The sequence below is a fragment of the Lentzea sp. NPDC036949 genome, assembly GCF_055608075.1.
The window spans coordinates 291620-317014 of the sequence record NZ_JBVJRA010000006.1 but is presented as its reverse complement, the minus strand read 5'-3'; the positions used below and the strand labels follow the sequence as shown (position 1 = coordinate 317014).

The following is a 25395-nucleotide window of genomic DNA, read 5'->3' as shown; positions in this document are numbered from 1 at the left end:
TCAGGCCTCCCGGTGCCCGAGTGCGTCATAACAGGTAGCGAGGATCAAGGGGCGCCACGTCGTCTTGTCGCCCTCCTGGTTGGCCAGGAGGGTCAGCACGGCCATGGCGCTGAGCGCGCCGACGATCCGGATCGCGCGGGGCAGTTCCTGCTCGGGCTCGATGACGAACATCTCGTTGAGCAGCAGTTCGTCCTGCGCCTGCTGCGGGTCCTCGCCCGGTGCCGTCATCGACCGGAACAGCAGCGCGACCATGCCCGGCCGGTCGAGCGCGTAGTCGGTGAGCAGTTCCAGCGCGCGCCGTTCACGGCCCGGTCCGGCCGGCAGGTCGCTGACCAGGTCGAGCACGTGCCGGCAGATGACGCGGCTCTGCTCCCACGCGGCCTCGAAGAGGGCTTCCTTGCTGGGGAAGTGGTGCAGCAGCCCCGCCTTGGACAGGCCGGCGGCGTCCGCGAGGGCCTTGAGCGAGGTCTGCTCGAAGCCGTGGCGGGCGAACAACGCCGCGGCGGCGTCGAGGATCGACTCGTCGACTCCGGTCCTGGGCTGGCGTGGCATGAGCCTGACTTTACGGCGTTCACCGACCGATTCGGTAGGTAAACCGACCGATTCGGTCGGTGGCCTTCGTCACCACAACGGGGGAATCATCGAGCGGGTTGAGATGACTGGTGGTCACCTCGTACTGCCGGATGGATGAACCGGGACGGGCTTGATGCCGCTCTGGGGGCAACCACCGACTACGGGACAATGGACCGATGTTCGTCTTCGACGCGGAGCTCTGGCTGTGGGAGGCCCGCCGCCTGGACACCTGGACGTTCGTCACACTGCCCGAGGACGTCTCGGACGAGATCCGCGACCTGGCCACCCCCGGCGCGGGCTTCGGCTCGGTCAAGGTCCGGGCCGGCGTCGGCACCAGCAGCTGGTCGACCTCGGTGTTCCCGGACAAGGCGAGCGGCTGCTACGTCCTGCCGGTCAAGGCCGCCGTCCGGAAGAAGGAACAGGTTGGACCAGGTGACACCATCGAGGTGACGGTGGAGGTCGTGTGAGGGTCCCTACCCGCGCCGCGCGGCTGCCAAACGTTGTTCTTGATCAGTTACGGGTGAGACACTGGGACACGTGGTCGCGGTCATGAACTGGTTGCGTTCGCCGTGCCCCGCACTTGTCGCCGATGCCGCCGGTGCCGTGCACGGCATGAACGAGGCAGCCAAGAGCATCTTCCCCTCCCAGGTCGCCGAGCTGCAGTGGCAGCACGGCGACTCCGTCAGCGTCTCCGAACGCACCTACGCCGCACACCGGGTGGACAACGAGGACGGCTCGGTCACCTGGTGGCTGCTCGACGAGACCGATCTCAAGCTGGAGCGCGAGCGGACGGCGCTGCTGACGCGGATGTCGAGCGCGTTGATGACCTCGCTCAACCCCGAGCGCTGCATGACCGTCGTCGCCGAGCTCGCCGCCACCCACCTCGCGGACGAGGCGCTGGTCATCGCGCCGCAGTCGGGCCACGGGCACCCCGTCACGCGCTGCGTGCGCGGCGGGTCGCCCACGCACGAGCTGCAGCACCTCGACGTCGAGCAGGTGATCGGGCTCGGCGAGGCGCTGCGCGGGTTCCCGCCGGTGCCGTCGCGGTGGATCGACCCGGCCGCGGCGCCGGACTGGCTGGCCAAGGACGTCGTGTCGATCGTCGTCACGCCGCTGCCCGGTCACGGGGTGCCGGCCGGTGCGCTGATCCTGGTGCGCCGCGACCAGCCGTTCAGCGAGGACGAGGAGGCGTTCGCGCGGCTCTTCGCCTCACGGGCGGGCGTCGCGATGTCGGCGGCCGGCCTGTTCACCCAGCAGGCGGTCATCACCGAACGGCTCACCAGGGACCTGCTGCCGCCGGTGCTGCGCCGCTACGACAGGGTCGAGCTGGCCGGGCGCTACCGGGCGGCCGCGGACACCGAGCGGGTCGGTGGCGACTTCTACGACGTGCACGAGCTGCCGGACGACGAGCTGTTCGTCGTGCTCGGCGACGTGTGCGGCAAGGGTCTCGACTCGGCCGTGCAGACCGGCAAGGTGCGCACGACCCTGCACGCGCTGCTGCAGGTCGTGGACGACCACGACCGGGTGCTGCGCGCGCTCAACCAGGCGCTGCTCACCACCGACCGGTCGCGGTTCATCACCGTGGTCGTCGGCACCGTCCGGCCGGTCGACGACGGCCTGCGCCTCACGCTCACCTCGGGCGGGCACCCGCCGCCGCTGATCGTGCGCGCGAACGGCCTGGTCGAGGCCGCGAAGACGCGCGGCACGCTGGTCGGCATCCTGCCCGAGATCACGACGACCACCGACGAGGTGCTGCTCGGCCCCGGTGACTCCTGCCTGCTCTACACCGACGGCATCATCGAGGCCGTGGGCGGACCGCTCGGCGACGAGGAGTTCGGCGAGGAACGGCTGCGGCGCGCGCTCGCGTCGTGCGGCGGCATGCCCGCCGAGGCGCTGGTCGAACACGTGCACATGCTCGCGGCGAACTGGGTCGGCGCGGGTGCCCACGACGACATCGCGGTGATGTCGGTCACCGCACCCCGGCGGAGGTCCGCGTGACGGCGCTCGACGCGCTCTGGGAGGCCGTCCTGGACGGTGACGAGCACCGGGCGACCGACCTCGTGCTCGAAGCCGCGGACCGGTACGGGCACGAGTTCGTGCTGCTCGACGTGATCGGCGCCGTGCAGCAGCGGGTCGGCCGCGAGTGGGCGGCGAACCGGATCAGCGTCGCGCAGGAGCACGCGATCACCGCCATCAACGAACGCGCGGTCACGGCTCTCACGATCACCCGGCCGCGGCAGCAGCCCACGCACGGGCGCGTGACCGTGGCCTGCGTGGACGGCGAGTGGCACGCGCTGCCCGCCCGGCTGCTGGCCGAGGTGCTGTCGCTGCGCGGGTTCGCCGTCGACTACCTCGGCGCGCAGGTCCCGACCCCGCACCTGATCACCCACCTGCACCGCACCGGCCCGGACGTGCTGGCGCTGTCCAGCTCCATCGCGACCAGGCTGCCCGTCGCGCACGCCACGATGACGGCGTGCCAGGCGGCGGGCGTGCCGGTGATCGTCGGTGGCGCGGCCTTCGGCCGGGACGGCGAGTACGCGCGCCGGTTCGGAGCCAACGCGTGGGCCGCCGACGCCCGGTCCGCCGCGGACATGCTGCTGTCGCAGAAGCTGCCGGTGCCGACCTCGCCGCACCAGCCGATCGACGACCTGCCGCACCTGGCCGACCAGGAGTACACGCTGGTCAAGCGGACCGCGAACGACCTCGTGCGCGCGGTGTTCCGCGGGTTGGAGGAGCGGGTGCCCGCGATGCGCGCCTACAGCGCCGAGCAGCGCCAGCACACCGCCGAGGACCTGGCGCACATCGTGGACTTCCTCGCGACCGCGTTGTACGTCGACGACGACTCGCTGTTCCACGGCTTCATGGCGTGGACCGGTGACGTGCTCAACGCGCGCGGGGTGCCCGTGCGGGTGCTGGAACCGGCCCTGGACCTGCTTTCCGTGCAGTTGCGGGACTTCCCACGAGCGCAGCGGATGCTGGCCGGGGTCGAGCTGGACCAGTCGATGCCGGCGTAGCTCGCCGGCCGCTCGCCGCGGTGGAGGTCCGGCGTCAGGTGCGGCTCAGCGCGCGACCGCTCTCGATCAGCTCGTCGGTGAACGAGTCAAGCGCCCGCGCGAAGTCCCGGTGGTCGGGTTCGTGCCAGTCCTGCAGCTGGTCGAGCAGCCACCGCCGCCACGCCCGCACGAGCTGCGTGAACACCTCGGCGCCCTGGTCGGTGAAGCGGTAGCCGTCGTCGTGGAACGCCAGGTGCCCCGACCGGACCAGTGCCTGCGCGGTCGGGGCGAAGATCCCGCCGGGCACCTGCGTCATCGCGGCGATCTCGTCCAGCGTCGCGACACCGTCGTCGGCGGAGGCCTTGTAGACCCGGCCGAGCAGCCACGCCTGCTCCAGCGGCAGGCCGACGCCCGAACGCCACAGCACCGCCGCGCCGGGGTCCTCCCACGACCTCGCCACCACCGCGGACACCAGCTTGCGCAGCTCGTCGTAGGAGTTCGACGGCGGCGCGGCGAAGCTCTCGCCGACACCGCTGTTGCCGGTCGCGGCGGCGCGGGAGGTGTCCCGCAGCGGCACCTCGGGCAGGAACACGGCGACCAGCAGTGCGACCAGGCCGATCGGGGCGGCGATGAGGAACATCGTCTGCACCGTCTCGGCGTACCCGGCGACGATCGGCGCACGGACGACGTCGGGCAGCGCGTGCACGGCCGCGGGGCTCGCGATGGCCCGCGGGTCCACGCCGTCGGGCACGACGACGTTCTCCGGCAGCCGGTTGGCGTAGATCGTGCCGAAGAGGGCGACGCCGAACGAGCTGCCCATGGTGCGCAGGAAGCTGATGCCCGAGGTGGCCACGCCGAGGTCGCTGTAGCCGGTGGTGCTCTGCACGACGATCACCGGCACCTGCATCACCAGGCCGATGCCCGCGCCCAGCACCACCATGAACGCGCCCATCAGCCAGTAGCTGGTGTCCGTGCCGAGGTTGGACATCAGGAACAGGCCGGCCGTGAGCACCGCGGACCCGATGAGCGGGAACAGCCGGTACTTGCCCGTGCGGCTGATGGTGGTGCCGGTGAGCAGCGCCGTGGCCATCAGCCCCGCGATCAGCGGCAGCATCCACAGCCCGGACGCCGTGGCCGACTCACCGCGCACGTACTGCAGGTAGATCGGCAGGTAGGTGATGCCGCCGAGCATCGCGAACCCGACGACGAAGCTCAGGATGCCCGACACCGTGAACACCTGGCTGCGGAACAACCGCATCGGCAGCATCGGTTCCGCGGCCCGCTGCTCCACGAGCACGAACGCCACGAGCAGCACGACCGAACCCGCCGCCATCCCCGCGATCGTCGGCGAGGTCCACGCGTACTCGGTGCCGCCCCAGCTCGTGACCAGCGTCAACCCGGTCGCGGCGAGCGCGATCAGCGCGATGCCCGCGTAGTCGATCTTCGGCCGCGCGTCCGTCCTGATGGCGGGCAGCGCCGCCACGGCGACCACGATGACCGCGACGCCGAGCGGGATGTTGACGTAGAACGCCCACCGCCAGCTCAGGTGGTCCACGAACAGCCCGCCCAGCAGCGGCCCCGCGACCGTGGCGATGCCGAACACCGCACCGGCGAACCCCTGGAACTTGCCGCGCTCCCGGAGCGGAACGACGTCCGCGATGATCGCCGTGGACGTGACCATCAGTCCGCCGGCGCCCAGCCCCTGCACCGCGCGGAACGCGATCAGCATCCCCATCGACTCCGACCAGCCGGCGAAGAACGAGCCGACCAGGAACAGCACGACGCTGATGAGGAACGTCCGCTTGCGCCCGTAGAGGTCGCCGAACTTGCCGATCAGGACCGTCATGATCGTCTCGGCCAGCAGGTAGGACGTCACCACCCACGACAGGTGCGCGCCACCGCCGAGGTCCGCGACCATCGTCGGCAGCGCGGTGGACACGATGGTCTGGTCGAGCGCCGCCAGCAGCATGGCGAGCAGGACGGCGGCGACGACCAGGTTCCGCCTGCGGGTGTCGATCTCGGGCACGGCGCCGATGGTCGCGCAGGTCGGCGCACTCCGCAGCGCGTGCCGCGCACCGCGGCCGGGTTCCACCGGCCGGGCTGTGGGCCGACCCGGCACCCCCTAGGCTCGGTGGTGATCACCGCAGAAGGAGGCCTCCTTGATCTTCATCACCGCCAAGTTCCCGGTCCTGCCCGAGCACGCCGACGCGTGGCCGGAGCTGTCCCGCTCCTTCACCGAGGCGACCAGGGCCGAGCCGGGCTGCCTGTGGTTCGACTGGTCGCGCAGCCTCGACGACCCCACCGAGTACGTGCTCGTGGAGGCGTTCCGCGACGGTGACGCGGGAGCGGCGCACGTGCAGTCCGACCACTTCAAGGCCGCGCAGGCCGAGCTGCCGCAGTACCTCGCGGAGACGCCGCGGATCGTGAGCCAGGTCGTCGAGCAGGACGACTGGTCGCGCCTCGGCGAGATGGAGGTCGCGCCACGCGGGTGAGGCCCGGGGTGCACCACCGGGGTCCGGGGCGAGGATGGCGGGCGTGGACGCCTTCGTGGAGATGCCCGCCGGGTTCGCTGGCTCGCTCACCGCGAAGGTGCTGGGGGACAACGGCTTCTACTCGGCCGCGAAGTCCGCGCCGCGCGAGGAGCTCTCGCGCGGGCGCGGGCCTCTGGCGCGGCGCTACTTGCCGGTCGAACCGCCGGCGGCCAGCCGCATCAGGTCGGAGTCGAGGTCGATCGACAGCTCGGTACCGCCCGCGCTGCCGAACTCGTGCTGGTAGCTGCCCCACGACTCCTCGCGCACCTGCTTCTCGAAACCGGAGGCCATGAGCGCCACCAGTTCCAGCGCCGCGCGGTCGATGCGCTTGTTCAGCGCGGGGTCCGTCCAGTCCTCGGTGGCCGCGAACAGCGACGTCGGCACGACCACCGTCCGCAGGTAGGCGAAGAGCCCGCGGATCTGGTCGTCGACCACGAGTGCGTGCCGGGCGGTGCCGGCGGTCGCGGCGAGCACGACCGGCTTCGCGATCAGCAGGTCGTTGTCGAGGACCTGGAAGAACGACGTGAACAGGCCGCTCGCGCCCGCCTTGTAGACCGGCGTCGAGGCGACGACCGCGTCGGCGTGCTGCAACGTGGTGATCGCCTGCTGCAGCCCGGGGCCGATGTAGTTCGACACCAGGGCGTTCGCGATCTCCGTGGCGAGCGTGCGCAGCTCGACCACCTGCGTCCGCACGGTCAGCGACCGCTGCCCGGCCAGTGCGGTGACGCGGCCGGCGACGCGGTCGGCGAGCAGCCGGGTGGACGACGGGTCGCTGGTGCCCGCCGACACGACGGCGAGCTGGAAGGTGGTGCCCATTACTCCTCGCTCTGGCTGAGCTTGCCGCAGATCGCGGCGAGTTGGTCGAGTTCTTGCGGCGTGAGGACGCTCAACGCGCGCGTGACGCTGCGCGCGTGCGGGCGGCCGATCGCCTGCTGGGTCTCCCGGCCGGCCGGGGTGAGCGACAGGCGAACACCCCGCCGGTCGCCGGGATCGGGGCAGCGGTCCACCAGCCCGCGGTCGACCAGCCGGTCGACCATGCGGGACAGGGCGGGCTGGCTGAGCAGCACGTGCCGGTTCAGCTCGCTCATCCGAAGTGGACCGTCGCACTTGGACAGGGTGTAGAGCACGTCGTACTCGCGCATGCTCAGCTCACCCCACACGTCCTCGGCGTTGAACCGCTTCACGAGCACGGCGTAGGAGGTCATCAGCGCCTCCCACGCCTCGTTCGCCCTGGTCACCGCGCCTACCTCACTCGGAGTCCTGATAGGGCGAGCCACCGGTGACGTTGTCGCCGCGGTTGGCGTTCGGCCGCGGCTGGCGGACCGGTCCGTCGCCGTACTTGGCCTTCAGGCGCACCGCGTGCGTCGGCGGCTTGGCGGTCTCCGGGTCCTGCCGCGCCTCGATCTCCTTGCGCAGCACCGGAACCACCTCCTCGCCCAGCAGGTCGAGCTGGTTCAGCACGGTCTTGAGCGGCAGACCGGCGTGGTCCATCAGGAACATCTGGCGCTGGTAGTCGCCGAAGTGCTCACGGAAGGTCAGCGTCTTGTCGATGACCTCCTGCGGGCTGCCGACCGACAGCGGGGTCTGCGCCATGAAGTCCTCCATCCGCGGCCCGTGGCCGTAGACGGGGGCCTCGTTGAAGTACGGGCGGAACTCGTTCAGCGCGTCCTGCGACCGCTTGGCGATGTAGGCCTGCCCGCCGAGACCGACGATGGCCTGCTTCTCCGTTCCGTGGCCGTAGTGCGCGAACCGCTGACGGTAGAACTTGATGAGCCGCATGTAGTGCTCTTTGGGCCAGAAGATGTTGTTGGCGAAGAAGCCGTCACCGTAGTAGGCGGCCTGCTCCGCGATCTCCGGCGTGCGGATCGACCCGTGCCACACGAACGGCGGCAGGTCGTCCAACGGCCGCGGCGTGGAGGTGAAGCCCTGCAACGGGGTGCGGAACTTGCCCTCCCAGTCCACGACGTCCTCGCGCCACAACCGGTGCAGGAGGTTGTAGTTCTCCAGCGCCAGCGGCAGGCTCTGCCGGATGTCCTGACCGAACCACGGGTAGACCGGCGCGGTGTTGCCGCGGCCCAGCATCAGGTCCATGCGGCCCTTCGCCAAGTGCTGCAGCATCGCGTACTCCTCGGCGATGCGCACCGGGTCGTTGGTGGTGATCAGCGTCGTGGCGGTGCTGACGACCAGCTTCCGCGTGGTCGCCGCGATGGCGGCCAGCAGGGTGGTCGGCGCGGACGAGAAGAACGGCGGGTTGTGGTGCTCGCCGATCGCGAAGACGTCGAGCCCGACCTCCTCGGTCTTCTGCGCGATCTGGACGATCGCGTCGATGCGCTCGGCCTCGCTGGGGGTCTCGCCGCTCACCGGATCCCTGGTGATGTCGCTCACCGAGAACACTCCGAACTGCACGGTCCCCGCCTCCTTCTGTCTGAAGTTCTATGCGTTTGCATCTACCTTAACGCGTGGGGCGCCCGGCTATTCCCACTGGTCCTGGGCGCATGCTGGAGGTGTGGCGGATCGGCAGGGCCTGCGGCGGCTGTGACTGTCCGTGCTCGTGGCGGTGTGGTGTGACTTCGGCGTCCTGGGGCCGGTGCCGATCGGGTTGCTGGCGCGGCTCCTGCTTCAGACGCTGCGCAGCACCGACACGACAACCCCGAGGATCGTCGCGTTGTCCCCGTCGATGACCTCGTGGGCGGGGTTGCGCGGCTCCAGGAACACGTGCCCGTTGCGGCGCTGGTAGACCTTGACGGTCGCCTCCTCGTCGATCATCGCGGCGACGATCTGTCCGCTGTGCGCCTCGTGCGTCTGCTGGATGACCACCATGTCGCCGTCGCAGATCGCCGCGCCGACCATCGAGTCACCGCGCACGCGCAGCGCGAACACGTTGCCGCCGCGGCCGACCAGTCCGCGCGGCAGGCTGAGCACGTCGTCCACGTGCTCGATCGCCGAGATCGGCGACCCGGCGGCGATGTCACCGACGACCGGCACCGGGACGGAGTCGGCCGAGGAGCGGGCGGTCGCCGGCTCGTGCAGGAAGACCCGCACGTCCATCGGCCGCGTCACCGAGGCGCCCCGCTTGAGGAAACCCTTGTCCTCCAACGCCGCCAGGTGCTTCGACACCGAGGAGGAGGACCGCAGGCCCACCGCCTCGCCGATCTCGCGGGTGCTGGGGGAGTAGCCGTGCTCGACCACCCAGTCGCGGATGGCGACCAGGATCTTCTGCTGGCGCTCCGGCAGCACCGACGTGTCGAGGTGCTCAAGATCGTCGTAGGTGGTCACCGCGGTGATCTTAGTCGTCACTCGTCCGGGTGCCGGTCGCCGCCCTCGCCGGGGAAACAGGTGCTCGACCGCGTTCCGCAGCCATGCTTGGTGCAACCTGGCAGTTGCAGATCGGTCGAATGATGTGCAACCCTGTGGTTGCAAATGAAGCCGGACTGAGGAGCCTGTCGTGAGCGTGGACCGGATCGAACGCGAGACCCTGATCGAGGCGTCGCTGGACCGGGTCTGGCAGCTGGTGGCCGAGCCGGGGTTCTGGGTGGCGTCGCAGCCGTCCGGCACGGCGGTCGAAGGGGAGATGACGCTGTGCAGGAACGAGCAGCACGGCGACTACCCGGTGCGGGTGGAGACCGTGACGCCGCAGTCCTACGTCGCGTACCGGTGGGCCAGTGCGTTCGCCGGCGCGGAGCTGACCGCGGACAACACCACCTTGGTCGAGTTCACGCTCACGCCGGAGGAGGCCGGTGTGCGGCTGCGGGTGGTGGAGAGCGGGTTCGCGGCGCTCGCGGCGTCCGAGGAGGTGCGGGTGCGGGCGCACGAGGACAACACCGGTGGGTGGGCCGAGGTGCTCGAAGCGTTCACCAAGAAGGCGGAGAGCTGAGTCAGGTCGACGCCGCCGTCCACTTGTTGGCGATGCGGGCCGGCGAGGTCCGCGAGGGACAGGTCGCGACGCGCCCCGGTGCCGCGATGGACGGTGCCGGCGTGCACCTCGTGCGCGTCGAGGGGGAGCAGGTGGTCGAGGTGTGGCTGTTCACCGCGGACCCCGCCGAGGAGGACGCGTTCTGGGGGCTGGCCGCGAAGTCGTAACGGAGTCGCGCGTCCTGACACCCGTTCGGGCTAGATCACGAGAGACTGACCTCGTGGATCGCAATCGAAGCTGGACGGACAAGGGCGAGGCCATCGGGCACGGCGTGAGCTGGCTCGCGCGGTGGAGTCTGCGGGTGGCGTTGGCCGCGCTCGGCTTCTGGATGCTGACGTGGCTGATCGGCAAGCTGTGGGTGGTGGTGATGCCGGTGTTGCTGGCGTTGCTCATCACGACGGTGCTGTGGCCGCCGGCGCGGTGGCTGATGTCGAAGGGGTGGAACGCCGCGCTGGCCGCGACGACGGTGCTGCTCGGCGGGCTCGTGGTGCTGGGCGGGGTGGTGGCGGCGATCTCGTCGTCGATCGCGTCCGGGGTTCCGGAGATCGCGCGCAGCGCCCAGGACGCGGTGCAGCAGGCGCAGCGGTGGGTGGCCGGGCCGCCGTTCAACCTCAAGGGCACCGACCTCGACCGGTTGATCGACCAGGGCGTGCAGCAGGTCAAGTCGAGCATCGGCTCGATCGCGACCGGGCTGCTCACCGGCGCGGGCGCGGTCACGTCGGGGCTGGTCACGACGGTCGTGGCGTTGCTGCTGGCGTTCTTCTTCGTCAAGGACGGCATGCGGTTCACGCCGTGGCTGCGCGGCATCATCGGGCAGCGGGCCGGTGGGCACGTCACCACGGTGCTGGAGCGGGTGTGGGCCACGCTCGGCAGCTTCATCCGCAGCCAGGCGGCCGTGAGCCTCATCGACGCGGTGCTGATCGGGCTCGGGCTGCTGGTCCTCGGGGTGCCGCTCGCGGTGCCGCTGGCCGCGCTGACGTTCCTGGGCGGGTTCGTCCCGATCGTGGGCGCGTTCGTCGCCGGTGCGCTCGCGGTGCTGGTGGCGCTGGTCAGCAACGGGCCGACGACGGCGATCATCATGCTGGTCATCGTGGTGGTGGTGCAGCAGGTCGAGGGCAACGTGCTGCAACCGATCCTGCAGTCGCGCGGGCTGCGGCTGCACGCGGCGGTCGTCCTGCTCGTCGTCACCGCCGGCACGAGCCTCTACGGCATCGCGGGCGCGTTCTTCAGCGTCCCGGTCGCGGCGGCCGTGGCGGTGGTCGTGCGGTACCTCGGCGAGGTGATCGAGGTGCGCACGGTCGCGGAGGAGCCCGCAGTGGACACGTCACGACCCGTCGGCGACGAACCGGCCAAGCCCGAACGTTCTTCTGAGTGAACGCCGACGAGGGCCGTCCGGTGGACGGCCCTCGTCGATGCGTGCGGCGATCTCTACCGCTCGCCCAGCTGCCACTCCGGCCGGACGTAGTGGCAGGTGTAACCGTTCGGGTAGCGCTCCAGGTAGTCCTGGTGCTCCGGCTCGGCCTCCCAGAAGTCCGACGCCTGCGTGACCTCGGTGACGACCTTGCCCGGCCACTTGCCGGAAGCGTCGACCGCCGCGATGACCTCCTCGGCGACGCGCTTCTGCTCGTCGGTCTCGAAGAAGATCGCCGACCGGTAGCTGGCGCCGATGTCGTTGCCCTGCCGGTTGCGCGTCGACGGGTCGTGGATCTGGAAGAAGAACTCCAGGACCTGCCGGTAGCTCAGCTGCGCCGGGTCGAACACGATCTCGATGGCCTCGGCGTGGTTGCCGTGGCGGCGGTAGGTCGCGTTCGGCGTCTCGGGGTCACCGGTGTAGCCGACGCGCGTGGAGACGACGCCGGGGTGGCGGCGGAACAGGTCCTGCATGCCCCAGAAACAGCCGCCCGCGAGAACTGCCTTCTCCGTCACAGTGTCACTCCTCTGCCTTCGGTTCTCACCCAGGAGAACGTTCGGTGTCGGCCGGTTCATCCCCGCCGTGATGTGACGTATCCATTACGGACACGGCCGAACCCTCCAGCGCTGATCAGAGGAAGGTGGTCTGTCCGATCGGCACGGCCAAACCGGACAGGCCGTTGAGGAGGCAGTCGAGGTTGGGGTTGGCCGCCCCCACCGTCTGCGACGTGGTGCCGGTCAGCGGACCGCTGGTCTGCCAGGTCGTCAGCTGCACGGTGCCGTCGAGCACGTTGGTGCGCACGGTGAAGTCGAAGGTGGTCTGCTCGTCTCCCGGGGACCACAGGATGGTCGCCGAGCCGGTGAGGGTGAGCAGCAGGTTGCACGGCACGCCGCCGAGGCTGGTGGCCGTGCCGGTGGCGCTGGTGACCGCACCGCCGGCCAGTTCCGGGTGCGAACCGTTGGGGGACAGGCAGTTCACCAGGTTCGCCACCGCCGTCACCGACGCCGTGGTCTGCACGGCGGTCAGCGCGGGGCTGAAGCTGAGCTGCACGTTGACGTTGCAGGTGAGGTGGGGGACCACGGCGTGAGCCGGCGGCGCGAGTGCTCCGGCCGACCCGAGCACGAGGACCGACACGGCGGCCACGGCCCAGGTCCTGAACCGGCCCCTCGGAACTCTTCGGTGAATCGACACTGACGCCTCCTCCTGCGCGGATGTCCAGCCACGACCACCCGACCACGCGCGATGATCGACGACAATCAGCCGATGGAGTTGCGGCCGACCACCCGAATGGCACGCACACCGTTCGAGGCGGAAATTCCATTCCGGGCGGCAAAATCGGCAATGCGCCCAATGGACTCACAACCGCAGAGGCGCCCGATAAACATCTAAGAATTGAATAAGTGACCGGGAGCACCGTGAGCGGTGACACAAATCGGCGAATTCGGTGACGTTTGCGCAGGTAGGAGTTGTAAGAAAAGAAAAGTTTGAACTCTGTTCACTCGAATGGATTATATTCGCGCCCTGTCATGCCGGTCTTATTGTTCGTTGGTCAGAAACAAACAACGAACACGACCGATCAGGAGTGAACCGACATGCGCACCCACCCCCGGACCCGATGGACCGCCCCCGTACTGGCCGTGACCGCGGTCCTGCTCGCCTCCGCCGCCGTGCCGGCGAGCGCGGCGACCACCACCGCGCTCGGCTCCCCGCAGGTCGTCCCGATCCCGGACAGCCAGGTGCGGTGGTACGCCAACGACTCGACCTTCCCCTACCTGCCCAACGCCACGGGCACGGCGAACCTCACGTTCTGGGTCGACGGCGTGAACTACCGCAGCACCGGGCAGACGCTCGACACGATGAGCCCGGTCAACCCGACGACCGCCGTGCTCAGCGCCGGCCCCAAGGGGAGCTTCGACGGCAACGGCGCGTGGCTGTTCCAGGCGGTGCGCGACCCCGAGGACCCGTCCGGAGCCATCTACGGGTTCTACCACGCCGAGGACCACGTCTTCGCCGACGGCGTGACCGGCTACGAGTACAACTCCACCGGTCTGGCGGTCTCGACCGACGACGGCGTCACGTGGACCAAGGAGGGGCAGATCATCGGCACGCCGCAGCCCCAGACGGCCCAGAACGGCGGCCCCGAGATCAACTCGGTGGTCTACGACCCGATCGACAAGCGGTGGCTGGGCATCGGGCACGGCATCGCCTACGCCTCGACCGACCCCGGTGCCGCGCCGGGCACCTGGAAGGGCTGGGACGGCAGTGCCTTCACCGTGTCCATGCCCTCCACCTCCACCGGCGCCGGGAAGACCAAGCCCCTGTCCTCGCTGGGCTCCGACATCTCCGACTGCGACCTCACCTGGAACACGTACCTGGGCAAGTTCGTCCTGGTCTACAAGAACTGGGGCGACAACACCCACGTGTACATGAAGACGAGCGCCGACGGCATCACCTGGGGCGCGGCCACCACGCTGCTCACCGCCGCCGCGGGCAAGACCGTCGGCTACCCGCAGCTCATCGGCACCTCCAGCAGCGAGGCCGGCCAGCAGGCCACGCTGGTCTACGAGCAGTGGCCCTCCACCACCGGTCGCAACCGCGACATGGTGGAGCGCACCGTCCAGTTCACCACCGGCTGACACCGCACCACAGGCGCGGCGGGCGGCCGGGATCAGCGTCGCGCCTCCTTCGAAAGCTCGACGACCTCGTCGTCGCGTTGACGCCACCGCGGCGCGGTGACCTCAGGAGACGATGTGCAGGAAGACGTGGGTGGTCGTCCCTCGCGGGACGGTGTGGACGCGCACGAGGTCAGCGAGCTGGTTGACCAGCAGCAGACCGCGACCGCCCTCCTGGTCGAGAGCCGCGGGACGGCGGCCGGCGAGGGGATCGGCGAGGTGGCCGTCGTCCTGGACGGTGCAGACGAGGTGGTCGCCGGCCTGCCAGATGCTCAGCCGGCAGGCGCCGCCGGCGTGCCGGAGGCTGTTGGAGACGAGTTCCGTGGTCATCAGCGCGAGGTCGGCGGTGCGGGTCTCGGACAGGCCGAGCCGGCTGGCCTGCGCGGTGGCGAAGCGGCGGGCGTCGCGGATGCCGGCGGAGGACGTGACGTCGAGCGTGACAGCGTCCGGGGCGATGTCGAAGGGCTGGTTGTAGCGGTCGACGACGGCGTCGGGGGCGTAGCGGTCACTGCCGTGGCGACCGCCGGTCTCCCACACCAGCGGGTGGGTGGCCAGTGCGTCGGCCACGACGTGCTCGTCGAGCGCGGCGGTGTCGTAGGGGCAGGCGATGGTCACGTCACGACCGGCGAAGGCGAGGTTGATCAGGGCTTCGTGCTGGGCGCAGGCCGGGTACTCGACGTCGGTGCGGGCGGCCCAGATGGGTTCACCGATGATGCGGACGTGCTTCCCGGGGTGGCGGTCGGCGAACCGGCGCAGCACCATGGGGATGATCCGGCCCGGGTTGCGGCCCTCCACCTCCATGTCGAGCAGCAGCACGTCGTCGGCGCTCGCGCCGAGGCCCTCGCGCAGCAGCCGCAGTTGCCGGGCCGGCACGGAGGCGGCGACCGGGTGGCCCAGCTCCAGGCCCTCCGCGATGAAGGGCACCAGCAGGCGCAGGTACTCCTCGTCGGAGGAGTAGAACACGGCGGGGTGGACGAACTCGCCGGGGAGCGGGAGGTCGGTGATCGTCATGCGGCGCTCTCCACTCGGACGTTCGTGAGGTCGAGCAGGTCCACCAGGACGGCCACCCCTGGCCAGGAGGTGCGCAGCACGACGGAGGCGTCCCGATCAGCGGCGTGGCGGGACAGGCGCAGCAGGGCGCGGTGGTCGAGGAAGGTGAGGCCGGTCGCGTCGAACACCAGCCGCCCGTCGCGGGGACGGAGCTCGGCGCGGTGCAGGGCCAGGGCGAACTGGTCCTCGCTCAGCTGGTCCACCTCACCGGCGAAGGCCGTCCTCAGGTCATCGGCGGCGTGCAGCCGGAAGCCGGGGGAGGAGGTGTTGGCGTTGGGGTGCATGCAGGCCAGCTGCGCGAACGCGTGGTCGTCCACCTCGTCGGCGGCGTAGGCGCACATCGCCGAGAACGGCCTCTCGACCATGTACCGGTCGATCCGGTGCTCGTAGCGGGCGAACACGTCCAGCTGCGCCGGGGTGCGCACCAGCGAGGTGCAGTCGGCCGCGACGCGGAACCCGGTGAACCCGGCGGCCAGCGCCGCTTCCGTCGCCGCGGCGTAGGTGCGCACCTGCGCCGCGGGCTCGACCACCGCACCCACCGGGTAGGTGCTGTCCAGCGAGGCGACCTGCGCGGTCCCGGTCTTCAGCGCCTCGTCGATCCCGTCGATCCCGTCGAGGTCCTCGACCAGGGAGCCGGGGGCGCCGGTGCCGATGTAGCAGACCCGGTGACCGAGGGCCAGGCCTTCGGACAGGAACTCGCGGACCCGGTGCCGGAAATCGTGCTTGTCGCGGTATCGCCAGCACACGTGGTCGTGGGGTCCGAACCCCCGTCCGTGCCCGGCGAACCCCGACCTGCGCTTGCGCGTCACCTCAGCCGCCTCTCACCTGCGCCGCAGCGATCGTCGCGACCACCGGCCAGGATCGAGCCGAGGCCGCACGTCGTCGACGCGCCCACCGGTAGAAGGTACTCCCGGCCGCGGGCAGTTCGGAGGGTGCGACCGGCGGTGACCCGGAACGCGGTCACGACCTTCCTCGTGGGCCGCGGGGCTGCGCCGCGGCGATCTCGGCCCAGACGACCTTGCCCTCCTCGGTCGCGCGGGTGCCCCACCGCGTGGCGAAGGCGTCGACCAGCAGCAGCCCGCGGTGCCGGTCGTCCTGCGGACCGGCGTTGAACAGGCGGGGCCCGGAGGTGCCGTGGTCGGCGACGTCGATGAACAGCCGGGAGTTCTCGAGGTGCAGGCGCAGCACGACCGGGCGGTCGGCGTGCTGGACGGCGTTGGCGACCAGTTCGCTGGTCACGGTGAGCGCCGCGTCCCGCACCTCGGCCAGGTCCCACCGGGTCAGCTGCTCGCTGACGAACGCGCGGGCGCGTGCCGCGACGCCCGGCCCGGTGTCCAGCGGCATGGAGGCCACCTGCCGGTCCGCCGCCAGGCGCTGCACGTGCAGCAGGGCGACGTCGTCGTCGTGGCGCCCGGCGGTGAGGCGGTCGATGAGCTTGTCGCAGGCGACCTGGAGGTCCACGTCGGGCGGCAGGGAGCCGATCTCGGCCAGCAGCGCGTTGATGCCGGTGGTGAGGTCGCGGACCCGGCTCTCGACCAGACCGTCGGTGTAGAGGGTCAGCCGTGCGCCCACCGGGAACGACGTCTGCCGCTGCAGGAACGTCTCGCCGACGCCCAACGGCATGCCCAGCCCCTCGCCGATCAGGTCCGTCGTGCCGTCGGGGTGGGTCAGGACCGCCGGCAGGTGACCGGCGTTGGCGAAGGTCAGCGTGTCGTCCGCGGGGTCGTGCACGGCGTAGAAGCAGGTGATGAACGTGGCTTTGGGGGTGACGCCGGCCAGCGCCGTCGCGTGCCGCAGCACGTCGGAGGGCGGGAGGTCCAGCAGCGCGTAGGAACGCACGGCCGTACGCATCTGCCCCATCACGGCCGCCGCTGTCACACCCCGGCCCACGACGTCGCCGACCACGAAAGCGGTGCGTCCGGCGGGCAGTTCGAGCACGTCGAACCAGTCGCCGCCGACCTCGGAGCCGGTGGCCGCCGGCAGGTAACGGGACGCGATGGCCAGACCGCTCACGTGCGGCACCGCGGGCAGCATGCTGTGGGTGAGCTCCGACGCCGTCGAGCGCTGGCGGTCGAACAGGCGCGCGTTGTCGAGGGCGATCGCCGCGTAGCCCGCGATGCCCTCGGCGAGCTGCTGGTGCCGCTCGGTGAACCGCCCGGCCTCGTGGTGACCGAAGAAGAACCCGCCCAGCACCTCCCGCGACGACGGCGAGACCACCGGGACGGCCAGGTAGCTGCACACCGGCAGGTGCCCCGGTGGCATCCCGTGATGGGGGTCGTTGCGGCCGTACCGCGGGTCCCGGGTGATGTCGTCGGAGCGGACCGTGCCCTCGCCGTTGAAGGTGACGGAGAAGACGTCGGTGTTGCGGGGCATGGGAAAGCGCTCGAACGCCGACTTCGGCACGCCGGACAGCGTGTAGAGGGTGTAGGACTCGCCGTACTGGTCGACGAGGTTGTAGAAGAACGCGCCGAACTCCGCCCCGGTGGCCTTGGTCGCGGCGTCCGTGGCGTCCTGGACCAGCGTGGTGAGGTCGAGCTGCGAGGTCAGCCGGCGACCGACGACCTGGAGGGTGTCGACCAGCTCGGCCTCGGCGCGCAGCCGGTCGACCGTGCTTTCGAGGTCGGTCGCCTGCTCACGGGAGGTGTCCTCCAGCACGCGGAGGTGGTCGAGCAGGGCGTCGCGCTGGGCAGCCACGTCGACCTCGCCGCGGCCGGCCAGGGGGTGGGCCAGCAACCCGGTGCGGACGCTGACGGCCACCGCCCGGAACATCTCCGCGGTCTGCGGCGAGATCGGCACACCCACCGACAGCACCACGCAGAACAGGCCACCGTCCGGCAGCGCACCACCGAACGCCAGCACCGAGCGCACCCCGTGGTCCCGGACGAAGCCCTGGTCCGGAACGTGTTCGCTGCCGTCGGCATCGGCCACGAGGAAGACACCGCACCGCTCGCCCGCGTCCAGCGCCAGCCCGCCCGCGTCCCGCACGCCGAGCGCGGCGGCCAGCGCGAAGGCCATCGGCGCCGCAGCGGCGGCCTCGGCCGAGGTCGGTGCCAACGCACCGGGTGTGCGGCGCACGACCGGTGCGTTCTGGCCGGGTTCCGCACCGGAGCCGGCCTCCAGCACCAGGCACCACGTGTCCGGACCGGCCTCATCGGGCTCGGATCGGCGCGCGACCTCCCGGAGCGCTTCGGGCAGCTCGGCGAAACGGCGGGTGGAGAACAACCGCGCCGACAGCACGACCGAGCTCCCGTGCTCGTCCGTGAAGTGGCCGCGCAGCCGTTCCACGACCTCAGCGGCGGCGGAGCCGAAGTCGTCGGCGTCCTCGGCCGCGGCGCGGAGTCCCGCGGTCAGCCGCACCACGTCCGACAGGCCGAACGAGGCGAAGTCGCCACCGTCCCGGGCAGGCCGGGGGGAGAAGTCGTTCACCGGGCTGATCCACCAGGTGCGTCGGGCACGTGCGCGTGGATCGTCAGCAGCTGGTGCAGCGAGGTGAGCCTGATCGCCGACTCGACCTGGGGCCGCAATGCGGCCAGGTGCAGCGCGCCACCCGCTGCCAGGGCGACCTTGTGCAACCTGACCAGCGCGCTGAGCGCACTGGAGTCGCAGAAGTCGAGCCCGGACAGGTCCAGCACCAGCGTCCCGCCCTGGGCGGCGAGCGGTTCGACCACCTCCAGCATCCGAGGGGTCGTGCCGAAGTCGAGCTCCCCGACGACCGCCGCGACCGTGTCGGCACCGCGGTCGTGCACCCCGATCTCCAACGGCAGCGCCTGGCTCATCCTCGCCTCTCCTCGTTCGCGGACCCGTCCAACGTACCCGCACGGCCACAACGGGCCGCACGCCCGGCACGATCTCCGGCAGCACCACCTCCGCGCCGTAGCCGCCGAGCCACCCGCGGCAGACGCCTCGACGACCGACGCCCAGGCCGAAACCGGCCAGGACCAACGGGACAGCGTGGGCGTGAGTCCGGTTCGGCCGGTCAGGAGGCTCCTCGGCGGGCCGATGGCACGTACCGTGGACCGCATGGACGACCGAAGCGACCACCGGCGGAGATCCGGGACTCCTCGGCACGCACCACCAGCGCACACACCTCGGCAACCGGCCATGGCACAACGGCTGCACCTGCCACTACCTGAGGCCGGAACGGCAACCGGGCAAGCGGTGGAGATCGTCGCGCTGCACGCCTCCGCCGTGCACGCCTACGAGGGCCGTCCGTCGGACGGGCCGCGTCCCGATCCGGGGCCCGTCTCGCACGACCACGTCGAGGTGCGCGCGAAGCTCGGGATCGTGGGGGACCGGTACTTCAACCACCCGGCGCACCGCAACGCGGCGGTCACGTTCCTCGCCGCCGAGTCGCTCGCGCCGTGGCCGGTGGACCCGCTGGTCGCGCGGCGCAACGTCGTGGTGCGCGGGTTCGACGTGGACGCGTTGGTGCGCGGCACCGCGTTCAGCCTCGACAGCGGTGACGGGCCGGTCCGGTTCGAGGTGCACCGGCCGGCGAACCCGTGCGCGTGGATGGACCGGGTGATCGCGCCCGGAGCGTTCAAGGCGTTGCGCGGCAAGGGCGGCGTGCGGTGCGTGCCGCTCGACGACGGGGTGCTGCGCGTCGGGACGGCGGTCCTCGGCATAGTGGGCGGATGAAGTGGTTGTCCCGCAAGCCGACGATCATCACCGCCGTCAGCGTGGTCGTCGTGCTGACCGCCGCGGTGGTGCTGTGGAACGTCAGCAGCTCGCGCACGTTCCAGTTCTTCGGTGACCTCGTGCACCGGGTCGAGACCACCGAGAACGTCGTCGCGCTGACCTTCGACGACGGCCCCGACCCGGCCGGTACGCAGCAGGTCCTCGACGTGCTCGCCGCCGAGGACGTGACGGCCACGTTCTTCCTCATGGGCCGCGACCTGGAGGAGCACCCGGAGCTGGGGCGCGAGATCGCGCGGGCCGGGCACGAGATCGGCAACCACACCTTCTCGCACGAGCGGATGCTCGGTGTGACACCGGGTTTCGTGGCGAAGGAGGTAGAGGACACCGACGCGGCGATCCGCAGGACCGGCTACAGCGGTGCCATCCACTTCCGGCCGCCCAACGGCAAGAAGCTCTTCGCGTTGCCGTACTACCTGGAGCAGCACGACCGGACCACGGTGATGTGGGACGTGGAACCGGACTCCGCGGGCACACCGCCGAAGGACCGGGTCGTCAGCGAGACGCTCGCGCAGACCAAGCCGGGGTCGATCGTCCTGCTGCATCCCATGTACGCCGGGCGGGACCAGACCCGGCAGGCGCTGCGGCCGATCATCGCCGGTCTGAAGGAGCGCGGGTTCCGGTTCGTCACGGTGTCCGCACTCCTCGCCGCCCGCCGCTGACCCCCTGGCTTCACCGGCAGCTGCAAGTACCAGACGCCAGCAGAGCAAGGTGGGCCGGGAAGGGAGCTCCTGGGCGAGTGGGACGACCGCGTGGCCGAGTAGCCTCCGCGGGTGTGGATCTTCTGCCGTACGCGGAGTACGCGGCGTCGCTGAGCAGGAAGCGCGCCGCGGCCGGGGTGCTGTTCCGCGACGACCGGGCGCGGGTCCTGCTGGTGGAGACCACCTACAAGCGGTGGTGGGAGATCCCGGGCGGTGCGGTCGACGCCGGTGAGGCGCCGTGGCGCACGGCGGTGCGCGAGGTGCGCGAGGAGCTGGGGGTGCAGCGGCCGCTCGGGCGGCTGCTGGTGGTCGACCACGTCCCCGCGGACGGGCCGATGCCGGAGGGGCTCGCGTTCGTGTTCGACGGCGGCCTGGTCACCGCGGCCGAGGTGGCCGCACTGGAGCTGACCGACCCGGAGATCCGCTCGGCCGGGCTGTTCCCCCTCGACGAGGCCCGCGGCCTGCTGAAACCGGTGCTGGCGCGCCGGGTCGAGGCCGCGCTGCACGCCGTCGGCTCCGGCGGGGTCGTCCTGTGCGAGCACGGGCGGCCGGTGCGCTGAGCCCGGAGACCGGGCCCAGCGCGGCGCGGCTCAGGCGTGCGGGTCGAACGCGATGCCGGCGGGCTTGGCGCTCGCGAGGTTGCCGTTGAACGCGCTGTCCTTGATCGCCAGCGAGGCGCTGCCGAAGTCCGCGTTCACGAGGACGTCGCGCACACCGCCGGGGAACCGGTCCCAGCTCACGAGGTCCGGGTACTGGTAGACGCCGTAGTGGTTCTCCGCCTGCTCGTTGTAGCCGGCGAGCCGGAAGCAGTGCGTGCTGGCGCCGTCCTTGTGGTAGATCACCTTCGCGTGGGTGCCCTCCCACTGCACCTTGTCGCGCGAGAAGGTGTTGTACTTGCCGTGCGCCGAGACCGAGACGTACTGGGCGACGTCGTTCTGCACCCAGACGACCACGTGCTCGATGTCGTGCCGGTGGCCGCAGCAGTCCCACAGCGGCACGGCCTGGTCCTTCTCGAAGTACAGGTCGTACAGGTAGGCGCACCAGCCGTTGTTGCACTTGGACCGGCTGTAGGAGTTGGTGTTGTCCAGGTCCGACTGGTCGTGGCAGTCGCCGTTGAGGGCACCCGAGTTCTTCAGGCCCGGCGCCACCTGGCCGGTCGACGAGATCGCCGGGGTCGGGTAGCAGCCATCGCCGTCGTAGTCGAACGCCGGTTGCCACTTGCCGTCCTCCGCCGTGAAGTTCGCGGGGATGGCGCGGGGCGGGTCGGCGAGCGCGACGCCGGGGAACAGCGCGGTGACCAGCAGTGCGCCGAGCAGGGCAGGCAGGAGCTTCTTCCTCACAGGGCCTCGATTCCGGAAGCAGGGGGAGCGGAGAGGCGTGCAGGCAAAAGGTTGTACATGAACAGCGTTCACGTCTAGGTGGTTCACTGAATCTTTGCCGTACCGGGAAATTCACAACGCCGGGATCAGCTCGCGGCCGGTGACCGCGAACGACTCGACGGCCGGGACGGTCATGGCGAACTGCTCGAAGACCTGGGCTTGTCTAGGTGCTTTCCCCTCGGGCGGTGTCGATCACGTCGTCGAGCACCGCGCGGGTCGTGCGCAGGTCGGCGATCATCCGGTCGATCCGCGCGCGTTCGTCCTCCAGCTCGGCGACCAGCCGCGGTGTCGCGACCTCGGACGGGCCGCCGTCGGCGTTGCGCAGGCACGGCAGCAGCGAGAACACCTTCCTGCTCGACAGGCCCGCCGCGAACAGCTCCTGGATCCGGACCACCCGGTCGACGGCGCCGTCCGGGTACTCGCGGTGCCCGCCCGCCGTCCGCGTCGGCGCCAGCAGTCCCTGCTGCTCGTAGTAGCGCAGCGACCGTTCGCTCACGCCCGTGCGCCGCGCCAGCTCGCCGATGTGCATCTCCGCCTCCGGAACGGACTTGAACCTGACATTGATGTCAACTCCTACCGTCGGGACATGACGGAGAACAAGCTCTACGACTACTCGCCGATCATCGACCGCCCGCCGCTGGCCTGGCCCAACGGCGCGAGGGTCGCCGTGTACGTCGGCTTGAACGTGGAGCACTTCCTGCTCGGCACGCCGTCCACGAGCATCTGGCCGGGCACCGCCGAGCTCACGCCCGACCCGCTCAACCACGGCTGGCGCGACTACGGCCCCGCGTCGGCATCTGGCGCACCATCGACGCGCTCGACCGCCACGGCCTGCGCGCCAGCGTCCTGCTCAACTCCTTGGCGGCGAGGCGGTACCCGCGGATCGTCGAGGCCGGCGTCGAGCGCGACTGGGCGTGGCTCGCGCACGGCGAGACGAACTCCAGGCTGCACACCGGTCTGACGGAGGAACGCGAACGCGAGGTGCTCGCCGGCGTCGTGAGCACGATCGAGGACGCGACCGGCACCCGGCCGCGCGGCTGGATGGGGCCGGGGCTCACCGAGACCTCCCGCACGCCGCAGCTGCTCGCCGAGCTCGGGCTGAGCTACGTGCTCGACTGGACCGCCGACGACCAGCCGTTCCGGCTCACCGTCCCGGGCATGATCAGCGTGCCGTACTCGGTGGAGCTCAACGACCTGATGCTGCTCGACCGCTCCGGGCCCGACTTCCTGCGGATGGTCGAGGACCAGTACGAGGTGCTGCACGCCGAGGGCGGCCGGGTGCTCGCGCTGCCGCTGCACCCGTTCGTCACCGGTCAGGCGTTCCGGCACAAGTACCTCGACCGGGCGCTCGCCCACCTGGCTGCCGCACCCGACGTGTGGCTCACGACCAGCGACGACATCGCCGAGCACTACCTGAGGCACAACTAACAGCCACCCCGGCGTGCATGTTCATACACAGTCGTGCATAATCATTGTCGTGTCCAAGGTGCTCACTTCACTTCCCGCCGGCGAACGCGTCGGCATCGCCTTCTCCGGTGGTCTCGACACTTCCGTCGCGGTCGCGTGGATGCGTGAGAAGGGCGCGGTGCCGTGCACGTACACCGCGGACATCGGTCAGTACGACGAGCCGGAGATCGACAAGGTCCCCGGCCGCGCGGGCACGTACGGCGCGGAGATCGCGCGTCTCGTGGACTGCCGCTCGGCGCTCGTCGAGGAGGGGCTCGCGGCACTGGCGTGCGGCGCGTTCCACATCCGCTCCGGTGGCCGCGCGTACTTCAACACGACCCCGCTCGGCCGCGCCGTCACGGGCACCATGCTCGTGCGCGCCATGCTCGACGACGACGTCCAGATCTGGGGCGACGGCTCGACCTACAAGGGCAACGACATCGAGCGGTTCTACCGCTACGGCCTGCTCGCGAACCCGTCGCTGCGGATCTACAAGCCGTGGCTGGACGCGGAGTTCGTGACCGAGCTCGGCGGCCGCAAGGAGATGTCCGAGTGGCTGCTGGAGCGCGACCTGCCCTACCGGTCGAGCGTCGAGAAGGCGTACTCCACCGACGCGAACATCTGGGGTGCGACGCACGAGGCCAAGTCGCTCGAGCTGCTCAACGAGGGCATCGAGATCGTCGAGCCGATCATGGGCGTCAAGTTCTGGGACCCGTCGGTCGAGATCGCCGCCGAGGACGTGACCATCGGGTTCGAGCAGGGCCGCCCGGTCACCATCAACGGCAAGGAGTTCGGCAGCTCCGTCGACCTCGTGCTGGAGGCCAACGCGATCGGCGGCCGCCACGGTCTGGGCATGTCCGACCAGATCGAGAACCGCATCATCGAGGCCAAGAGCCGCGGCATCTACGAGGCGCCCGGCATGGCGCTGCTGTACATCGCCTACGACCGCCTCGTGAACGCGATCCACAACGAGGACACCGTCGCGAGCTACCACACCGAGGGCCGCAAGCTCGGCCGGCTGCTGTACGAGGGCCGCTGGCTCGACCCGCAGTCGCTGATGATCCGCGAGGCGCTGCAGCGCTGGGTCGGTTCCGCGGTCACCGGCGAGGTCACGCTGCGGCTGCGCAGGGGCGACGACTACTCGATCCTCGACACGTCCGGCCCGGCGTTCAGCTACCACCCGGACAAGCTGTCGATGGAGCGCACCGAGGACTCGGCGTTCGGCCCGGTCGACCGCATCGGCCAGCTGACCATGCGCAACCTCGACATCGCGGACTCGCGCGCCAAGCTGGAGCTCTTCGCGGGCCTCGGCATGGTCGGCACCCGCCAGTCCGAGCTCATCTCGGCCCAGGTCGAGCCGACGAAGCTGATCGGCGACGTGCCCGACGGCGGCGCCGAGGTCATCGCCTCGCGCGGTGAGGTCTCCGAGGCCGACGCGCTGCTCGACGCGGCCGCGATCGAGTCCGGCACCGACTGACGTCCCGTGCCGGCGGGGGTGGGCGATCTCCTCGCCCACCCCCGCCGGGTCACGTCTGCGGCCACATCGAGTAGATGACGTTGTCCTCGTCGGCGCACACGACCTGCGGCATGATCCCCTCGGGGGCCTGGTTGCACGACATCGGGCCGATCTCGACCGGCGGCATGCCGGACATCGGCTCCCGGCGCTCGGTGTAGTAGTCGACCAGCACGGCCGCTGCCTGGTCGCAGTTCAGCCTCCCCGCGGGGGTCTCCACCACGACGGCCAGCATCGGCTTGCCGCGGGCGCCGGCGAAGGGGCGGTCGCAGAACTGCGAGGGCAGGCTCTCGTACTGCTCGGGAGGCACGCCGTCCAGTGCGGTCGTCTTGCCCGCCGTGGTGGTCGGCGTCTCCACCTGCCTGGTCGTCGGGTCGGCCGCAGTGGTGGTGGTGGTCGTGGTGGTGGTGGTGTCCGCGCCGGTACTGGACCCGGTGACCTCCGAGGTGCAGCCCGTCGCGAGGACGGCCAGGAGCACCGGTGTGATCAAGAACCTCATGCCCGCTGAGGTCGGTGCC

At 70.7% G+C, this 25395-nt stretch carries 29 protein-coding genes; 13 read left to right on the top strand and 16 right to left on the bottom strand.

Going from position 1 to position 25395, the window contains the following annotated elements:
• Nucleotides 1-552, bottom strand: a complete 552-nt coding sequence (locus ACZ7CD_RS19340; protein WP_458431670.1) for a TetR/AcrR family transcriptional regulator — start codon at nucleotides 550-552, stop codon at nucleotides 1-3.
• A gap of 197 nt (nucleotides 553-749) precedes the next feature.
• On the opposite strand from ACZ7CD_RS19340, the gene ACZ7CD_RS19335 reads away from it, so the two are divergent.
• The 3 genes from ACZ7CD_RS19335 (at nucleotide 750) to ACZ7CD_RS19325 (ending at nucleotide 3587) form a co-directional block, all read left to right on the top strand.
• Nucleotides 750-1040, top strand: coding sequence for a DUF1905 domain-containing protein (locus ACZ7CD_RS19335; protein WP_360401289.1), 291 nt, complete (start codon nucleotides 750-752; stop codon nucleotides 1038-1040).
• 82 nt (nucleotides 1041-1122) lie between these two features.
• Nucleotides 1123-2571 carry a PP2C family protein-serine/threonine phosphatase gene (locus ACZ7CD_RS19330; RefSeq protein ID WP_470379404.1) on the top strand — a complete coding sequence of 483 codons (1449 nt, stop codon included), beginning with the start codon at nucleotides 1123-1125 and terminating at the stop codon, nucleotides 2569-2571.
• Complete coding sequence (locus tag ACZ7CD_RS19325; RefSeq protein ID WP_360401295.1) at nucleotides 2568-3587, top strand: cobalamin B12-binding domain-containing protein; 1020 nt, start codon at nucleotides 2568-2570, stop codon at nucleotides 3585-3587. Before ACZ7CD_RS19330 ends, ACZ7CD_RS19325 begins: the two co-directional genes overlap by 4 nt.
• A 34-nt stretch (nucleotides 3588-3621) precedes the next feature.
• Here the strand turns inward: ACZ7CD_RS19325 and ACZ7CD_RS19320 are convergent, their stop codons facing one another.
• Nucleotides 3622-5592 (bottom strand): MDR family MFS transporter, encoded by a 1971-nt coding sequence (locus ACZ7CD_RS19320; protein WP_470379479.1) that lies wholly within the window; start codon nucleotides 5590-5592, stop codon nucleotides 3622-3624.
• Nucleotides 5593-5725: 133 nt separating this feature from the next.
• Between ACZ7CD_RS19320 and ACZ7CD_RS19315 the strand changes: the two genes are divergently transcribed.
• Nucleotides 5726-6058 carry a putative quinol monooxygenase gene (locus ACZ7CD_RS19315; RefSeq protein WP_360401301.1) on the top strand — a complete coding sequence of 111 codons (333 nt, stop codon included), beginning with the start codon at nucleotides 5726-5728 and terminating at the stop codon, nucleotides 6056-6058.
• A gap of 183 nt (nucleotides 6059-6241) precedes the next feature.
• On the opposite strand, the gene ACZ7CD_RS19310 is transcribed toward ACZ7CD_RS19315, so the two are convergent.
• The 4 genes from ACZ7CD_RS19310 to lexA all read right to left on the bottom strand — a co-directional run bounded on the left by ACZ7CD_RS19310 (nucleotide 6242) and on the right by lexA (nucleotide 9373).
• Nucleotides 6242-6913: a CE1759 family FMN reductase gene (locus ACZ7CD_RS19310; protein WP_470379403.1), complete on the bottom strand. Its 672-nt coding sequence runs from the start codon at nucleotides 6911-6913 to the stop codon at nucleotides 6242-6244.
• Complete coding sequence (locus tag ACZ7CD_RS19305; protein WP_360401307.1) at nucleotides 6913-7335, bottom strand: MarR family winged helix-turn-helix transcriptional regulator; 423 nt, start codon at nucleotides 7333-7335, stop codon at nucleotides 6913-6915. Before ACZ7CD_RS19305 ends, ACZ7CD_RS19310 begins: the two co-directional genes overlap by 1 nt.
• Before the next feature lie 10 nt (nucleotides 7336-7345).
• Nucleotides 7346-8503: an LLM class flavin-dependent oxidoreductase gene (locus ACZ7CD_RS19300; RefSeq protein ID WP_360401310.1), complete on the bottom strand. Its 1158-nt coding sequence runs from the start codon at nucleotides 8501-8503 to the stop codon at nucleotides 7346-7348.
• Nucleotides 8504-8716: 213 nt separating this feature from the next.
• A complete protein-coding gene (gene lexA, locus ACZ7CD_RS19295) occupies nucleotides 8717-9373 on the bottom strand; it encodes a transcriptional repressor LexA (protein WP_470370331.1) in 657 nt (218 codons plus the stop codon).
• 169 nt (nucleotides 9374-9542) lie between these two features.
• Between lexA and ACZ7CD_RS19290 the strand changes: the two genes are divergently transcribed.
• Genes ACZ7CD_RS19290 through ACZ7CD_RS19280 form a run of 3 tightly spaced genes read left to right on the top strand, consistent with a single transcriptional unit; the run spans nucleotide 9543 to nucleotide 11385 of the window.
• Nucleotides 9543-9971 carry an SRPBCC domain-containing protein gene (locus tag ACZ7CD_RS19290; protein ID WP_470379402.1) on the top strand — a complete coding sequence of 143 codons (429 nt, stop codon included), beginning with the start codon at nucleotides 9543-9545 and terminating at the stop codon, nucleotides 9969-9971.
• Nucleotides 9972-9997: 26 nt separating this feature from the next.
• Nucleotides 9998-10177, top strand: coding sequence for a hypothetical protein (locus tag ACZ7CD_RS19285; protein WP_470379401.1), 180 nt, complete (start codon nucleotides 9998-10000; stop codon nucleotides 10175-10177).
• 53 nt (nucleotides 10178-10230) lie between these two features.
• Nucleotides 10231-11385 carry an AI-2E family transporter gene (locus tag ACZ7CD_RS19280; protein WP_470379400.1) on the top strand — a complete coding sequence of 385 codons (1155 nt, stop codon included), beginning with the start codon at nucleotides 10231-10233 and terminating at the stop codon, nucleotides 11383-11385.
• A gap of 53 nt (nucleotides 11386-11438) precedes the next feature.
• On the opposite strand, the gene msrA is transcribed toward ACZ7CD_RS19280, so the two are convergent.
• Both msrA and ACZ7CD_RS19270 read right to left on the bottom strand, forming a co-directional pair.
• On the bottom strand, nucleotides 11439-11936 hold the full coding sequence (gene msrA, locus ACZ7CD_RS19275; protein ID WP_470379399.1) for a peptide-methionine (S)-S-oxide reductase MsrA: 498 nt from the start codon (nucleotides 11934-11936) through the stop codon (nucleotides 11439-11441).
• Between the two features lie 115 nt (nucleotides 11937-12051).
• Nucleotides 12052-12564 (bottom strand): hypothetical protein, encoded by a 513-nt coding sequence (locus tag ACZ7CD_RS19270; RefSeq protein ID WP_470370333.1) that lies wholly within the window; start codon nucleotides 12562-12564, stop codon nucleotides 12052-12054.
• 449 nt (nucleotides 12565-13013) lie between these two features.
• Here ACZ7CD_RS19270 and ACZ7CD_RS19265 point away from each other — a divergent pair, with 449 nt between their 5' ends.
• On the top strand, nucleotides 13014-14057 hold the full coding sequence (locus ACZ7CD_RS19265; protein WP_470379398.1) for a hypothetical protein: 1044 nt from the start codon (nucleotides 13014-13016) through the stop codon (nucleotides 14055-14057).
• Nucleotides 14058-14159: 102 nt separating this feature from the next.
• On the opposite strand, the gene ACZ7CD_RS19260 is transcribed toward ACZ7CD_RS19265, so the two are convergent.
• The 4 genes from ACZ7CD_RS19260 to ACZ7CD_RS19245 all read right to left on the bottom strand — a co-directional run bounded on the left by ACZ7CD_RS19260 (nucleotide 14160) and on the right by ACZ7CD_RS19245 (nucleotide 18919).
• Complete coding sequence (locus tag ACZ7CD_RS19260) at nucleotides 14160-15104, bottom strand: anti-sigma factor RsbA family regulatory protein (protein ID WP_470379397.1); 945 nt, start codon at nucleotides 15102-15104, stop codon at nucleotides 14160-14162.
• On the bottom strand, nucleotides 15101-15952 hold the full coding sequence (locus ACZ7CD_RS19255) for an MEDS domain-containing protein (protein ID WP_470379396.1): 852 nt from the start codon (nucleotides 15950-15952) through the stop codon (nucleotides 15101-15103). The genes ACZ7CD_RS19260 and ACZ7CD_RS19255 overlap by 4 nt, the downstream gene beginning before the upstream one ends.
• Before the next feature lie 151 nt (nucleotides 15953-16103).
• Complete coding sequence (locus ACZ7CD_RS19250) at nucleotides 16104-18569, bottom strand: ATP-binding SpoIIE family protein phosphatase (protein WP_470370337.1); 2466 nt, start codon at nucleotides 18567-18569, stop codon at nucleotides 16104-16106.
• Nucleotides 18566-18919 (bottom strand): STAS domain-containing protein, encoded by a 354-nt coding sequence (locus ACZ7CD_RS19245; protein WP_360401340.1) that lies wholly within the window; start codon nucleotides 18917-18919, stop codon nucleotides 18566-18568. The genes ACZ7CD_RS19250 and ACZ7CD_RS19245 overlap by 4 nt, the downstream gene beginning before the upstream one ends.
• 382 nt (nucleotides 18920-19301) lie before the next feature.
• On the opposite strand from ACZ7CD_RS19245, the gene ACZ7CD_RS19240 reads away from it, so the two are divergent.
• The 3 genes from ACZ7CD_RS19240 to ACZ7CD_RS19230 all read left to right on the top strand — a co-directional run bounded on the left by ACZ7CD_RS19240 (nucleotide 19302) and on the right by ACZ7CD_RS19230 (nucleotide 21099).
• Nucleotides 19302-19781 (top strand): MOSC domain-containing protein, encoded by a 480-nt coding sequence (locus ACZ7CD_RS19240; protein WP_470379395.1) that lies wholly within the window; start codon nucleotides 19302-19304, stop codon nucleotides 19779-19781.
• Nucleotides 19778-20500, top strand: coding sequence for a polysaccharide deacetylase family protein (locus ACZ7CD_RS19235; RefSeq protein ID WP_470379394.1), 723 nt, complete (start codon nucleotides 19778-19780; stop codon nucleotides 20498-20500). The genes ACZ7CD_RS19240 and ACZ7CD_RS19235 overlap by 4 nt, the downstream gene beginning before the upstream one ends.
• A gap of 113 nt (nucleotides 20501-20613) precedes the next feature.
• Nucleotides 20614-21099: an NUDIX hydrolase gene (locus ACZ7CD_RS19230; protein WP_360401349.1), complete on the top strand. Its 486-nt coding sequence runs from the start codon at nucleotides 20614-20616 to the stop codon at nucleotides 21097-21099.
• Nucleotides 21100-21129: 30 nt separating this feature from the next.
• Here the strand turns inward: ACZ7CD_RS19230 and ACZ7CD_RS19225 are convergent, their stop codons facing one another.
• The 3 genes from ACZ7CD_RS19225 to ACZ7CD_RS19215 form a co-directional block, all read right to left on the bottom strand.
• Nucleotides 21130-21879 carry an NPP1 family protein gene (locus ACZ7CD_RS19225; RefSeq protein WP_470379393.1) on the bottom strand — a complete coding sequence of 250 codons (750 nt, stop codon included), beginning with the start codon at nucleotides 21877-21879 and terminating at the stop codon, nucleotides 21130-21132.
• A gap of 202 nt (nucleotides 21880-22081) precedes the next feature.
• A complete protein-coding gene (locus tag ACZ7CD_RS19220; RefSeq protein ID WP_470379392.1) occupies nucleotides 22082-22447 on the bottom strand; it encodes a MerR family transcriptional regulator in 366 nt (121 codons plus the stop codon).
• 80 nt (nucleotides 22448-22527) lie between these two features.
• Nucleotides 22528-22665 carry a hypothetical protein gene (locus tag ACZ7CD_RS19215; RefSeq protein ID WP_470379391.1) on the bottom strand — a complete coding sequence of 46 codons (138 nt, stop codon included), beginning with the start codon at nucleotides 22663-22665 and terminating at the stop codon, nucleotides 22528-22530.
• A gap of 111 nt (nucleotides 22666-22776) precedes the next feature.
• Between ACZ7CD_RS19215 and ACZ7CD_RS19210 the strand changes: the two genes are divergently transcribed.
• Nucleotides 22777-23346, top strand: a complete 570-nt coding sequence (locus ACZ7CD_RS19210; RefSeq protein ID WP_470379390.1) for a polysaccharide deacetylase family protein — start codon at nucleotides 22777-22779, stop codon at nucleotides 23344-23346.
• A 49-nt stretch (nucleotides 23347-23395) separates the two neighbouring features.
• Entirely contained in the window at nucleotides 23396-24841 is a 1446-nt protein-coding gene (gene argG, locus ACZ7CD_RS19205) for an argininosuccinate synthase (RefSeq protein ID WP_360401358.1), read from the top strand.
• A gap of 49 nt (nucleotides 24842-24890) precedes the next feature.
• On the opposite strand, the gene ACZ7CD_RS19200 is transcribed toward argG, so the two are convergent.
• Nucleotides 24891-25376, bottom strand: a complete 486-nt coding sequence (locus ACZ7CD_RS19200) for a hypothetical protein (RefSeq protein ID WP_470379389.1) — start codon at nucleotides 25374-25376, stop codon at nucleotides 24891-24893.
• Between the last annotated feature and the right edge of the window lie 19 nt (nucleotides 25377-25395).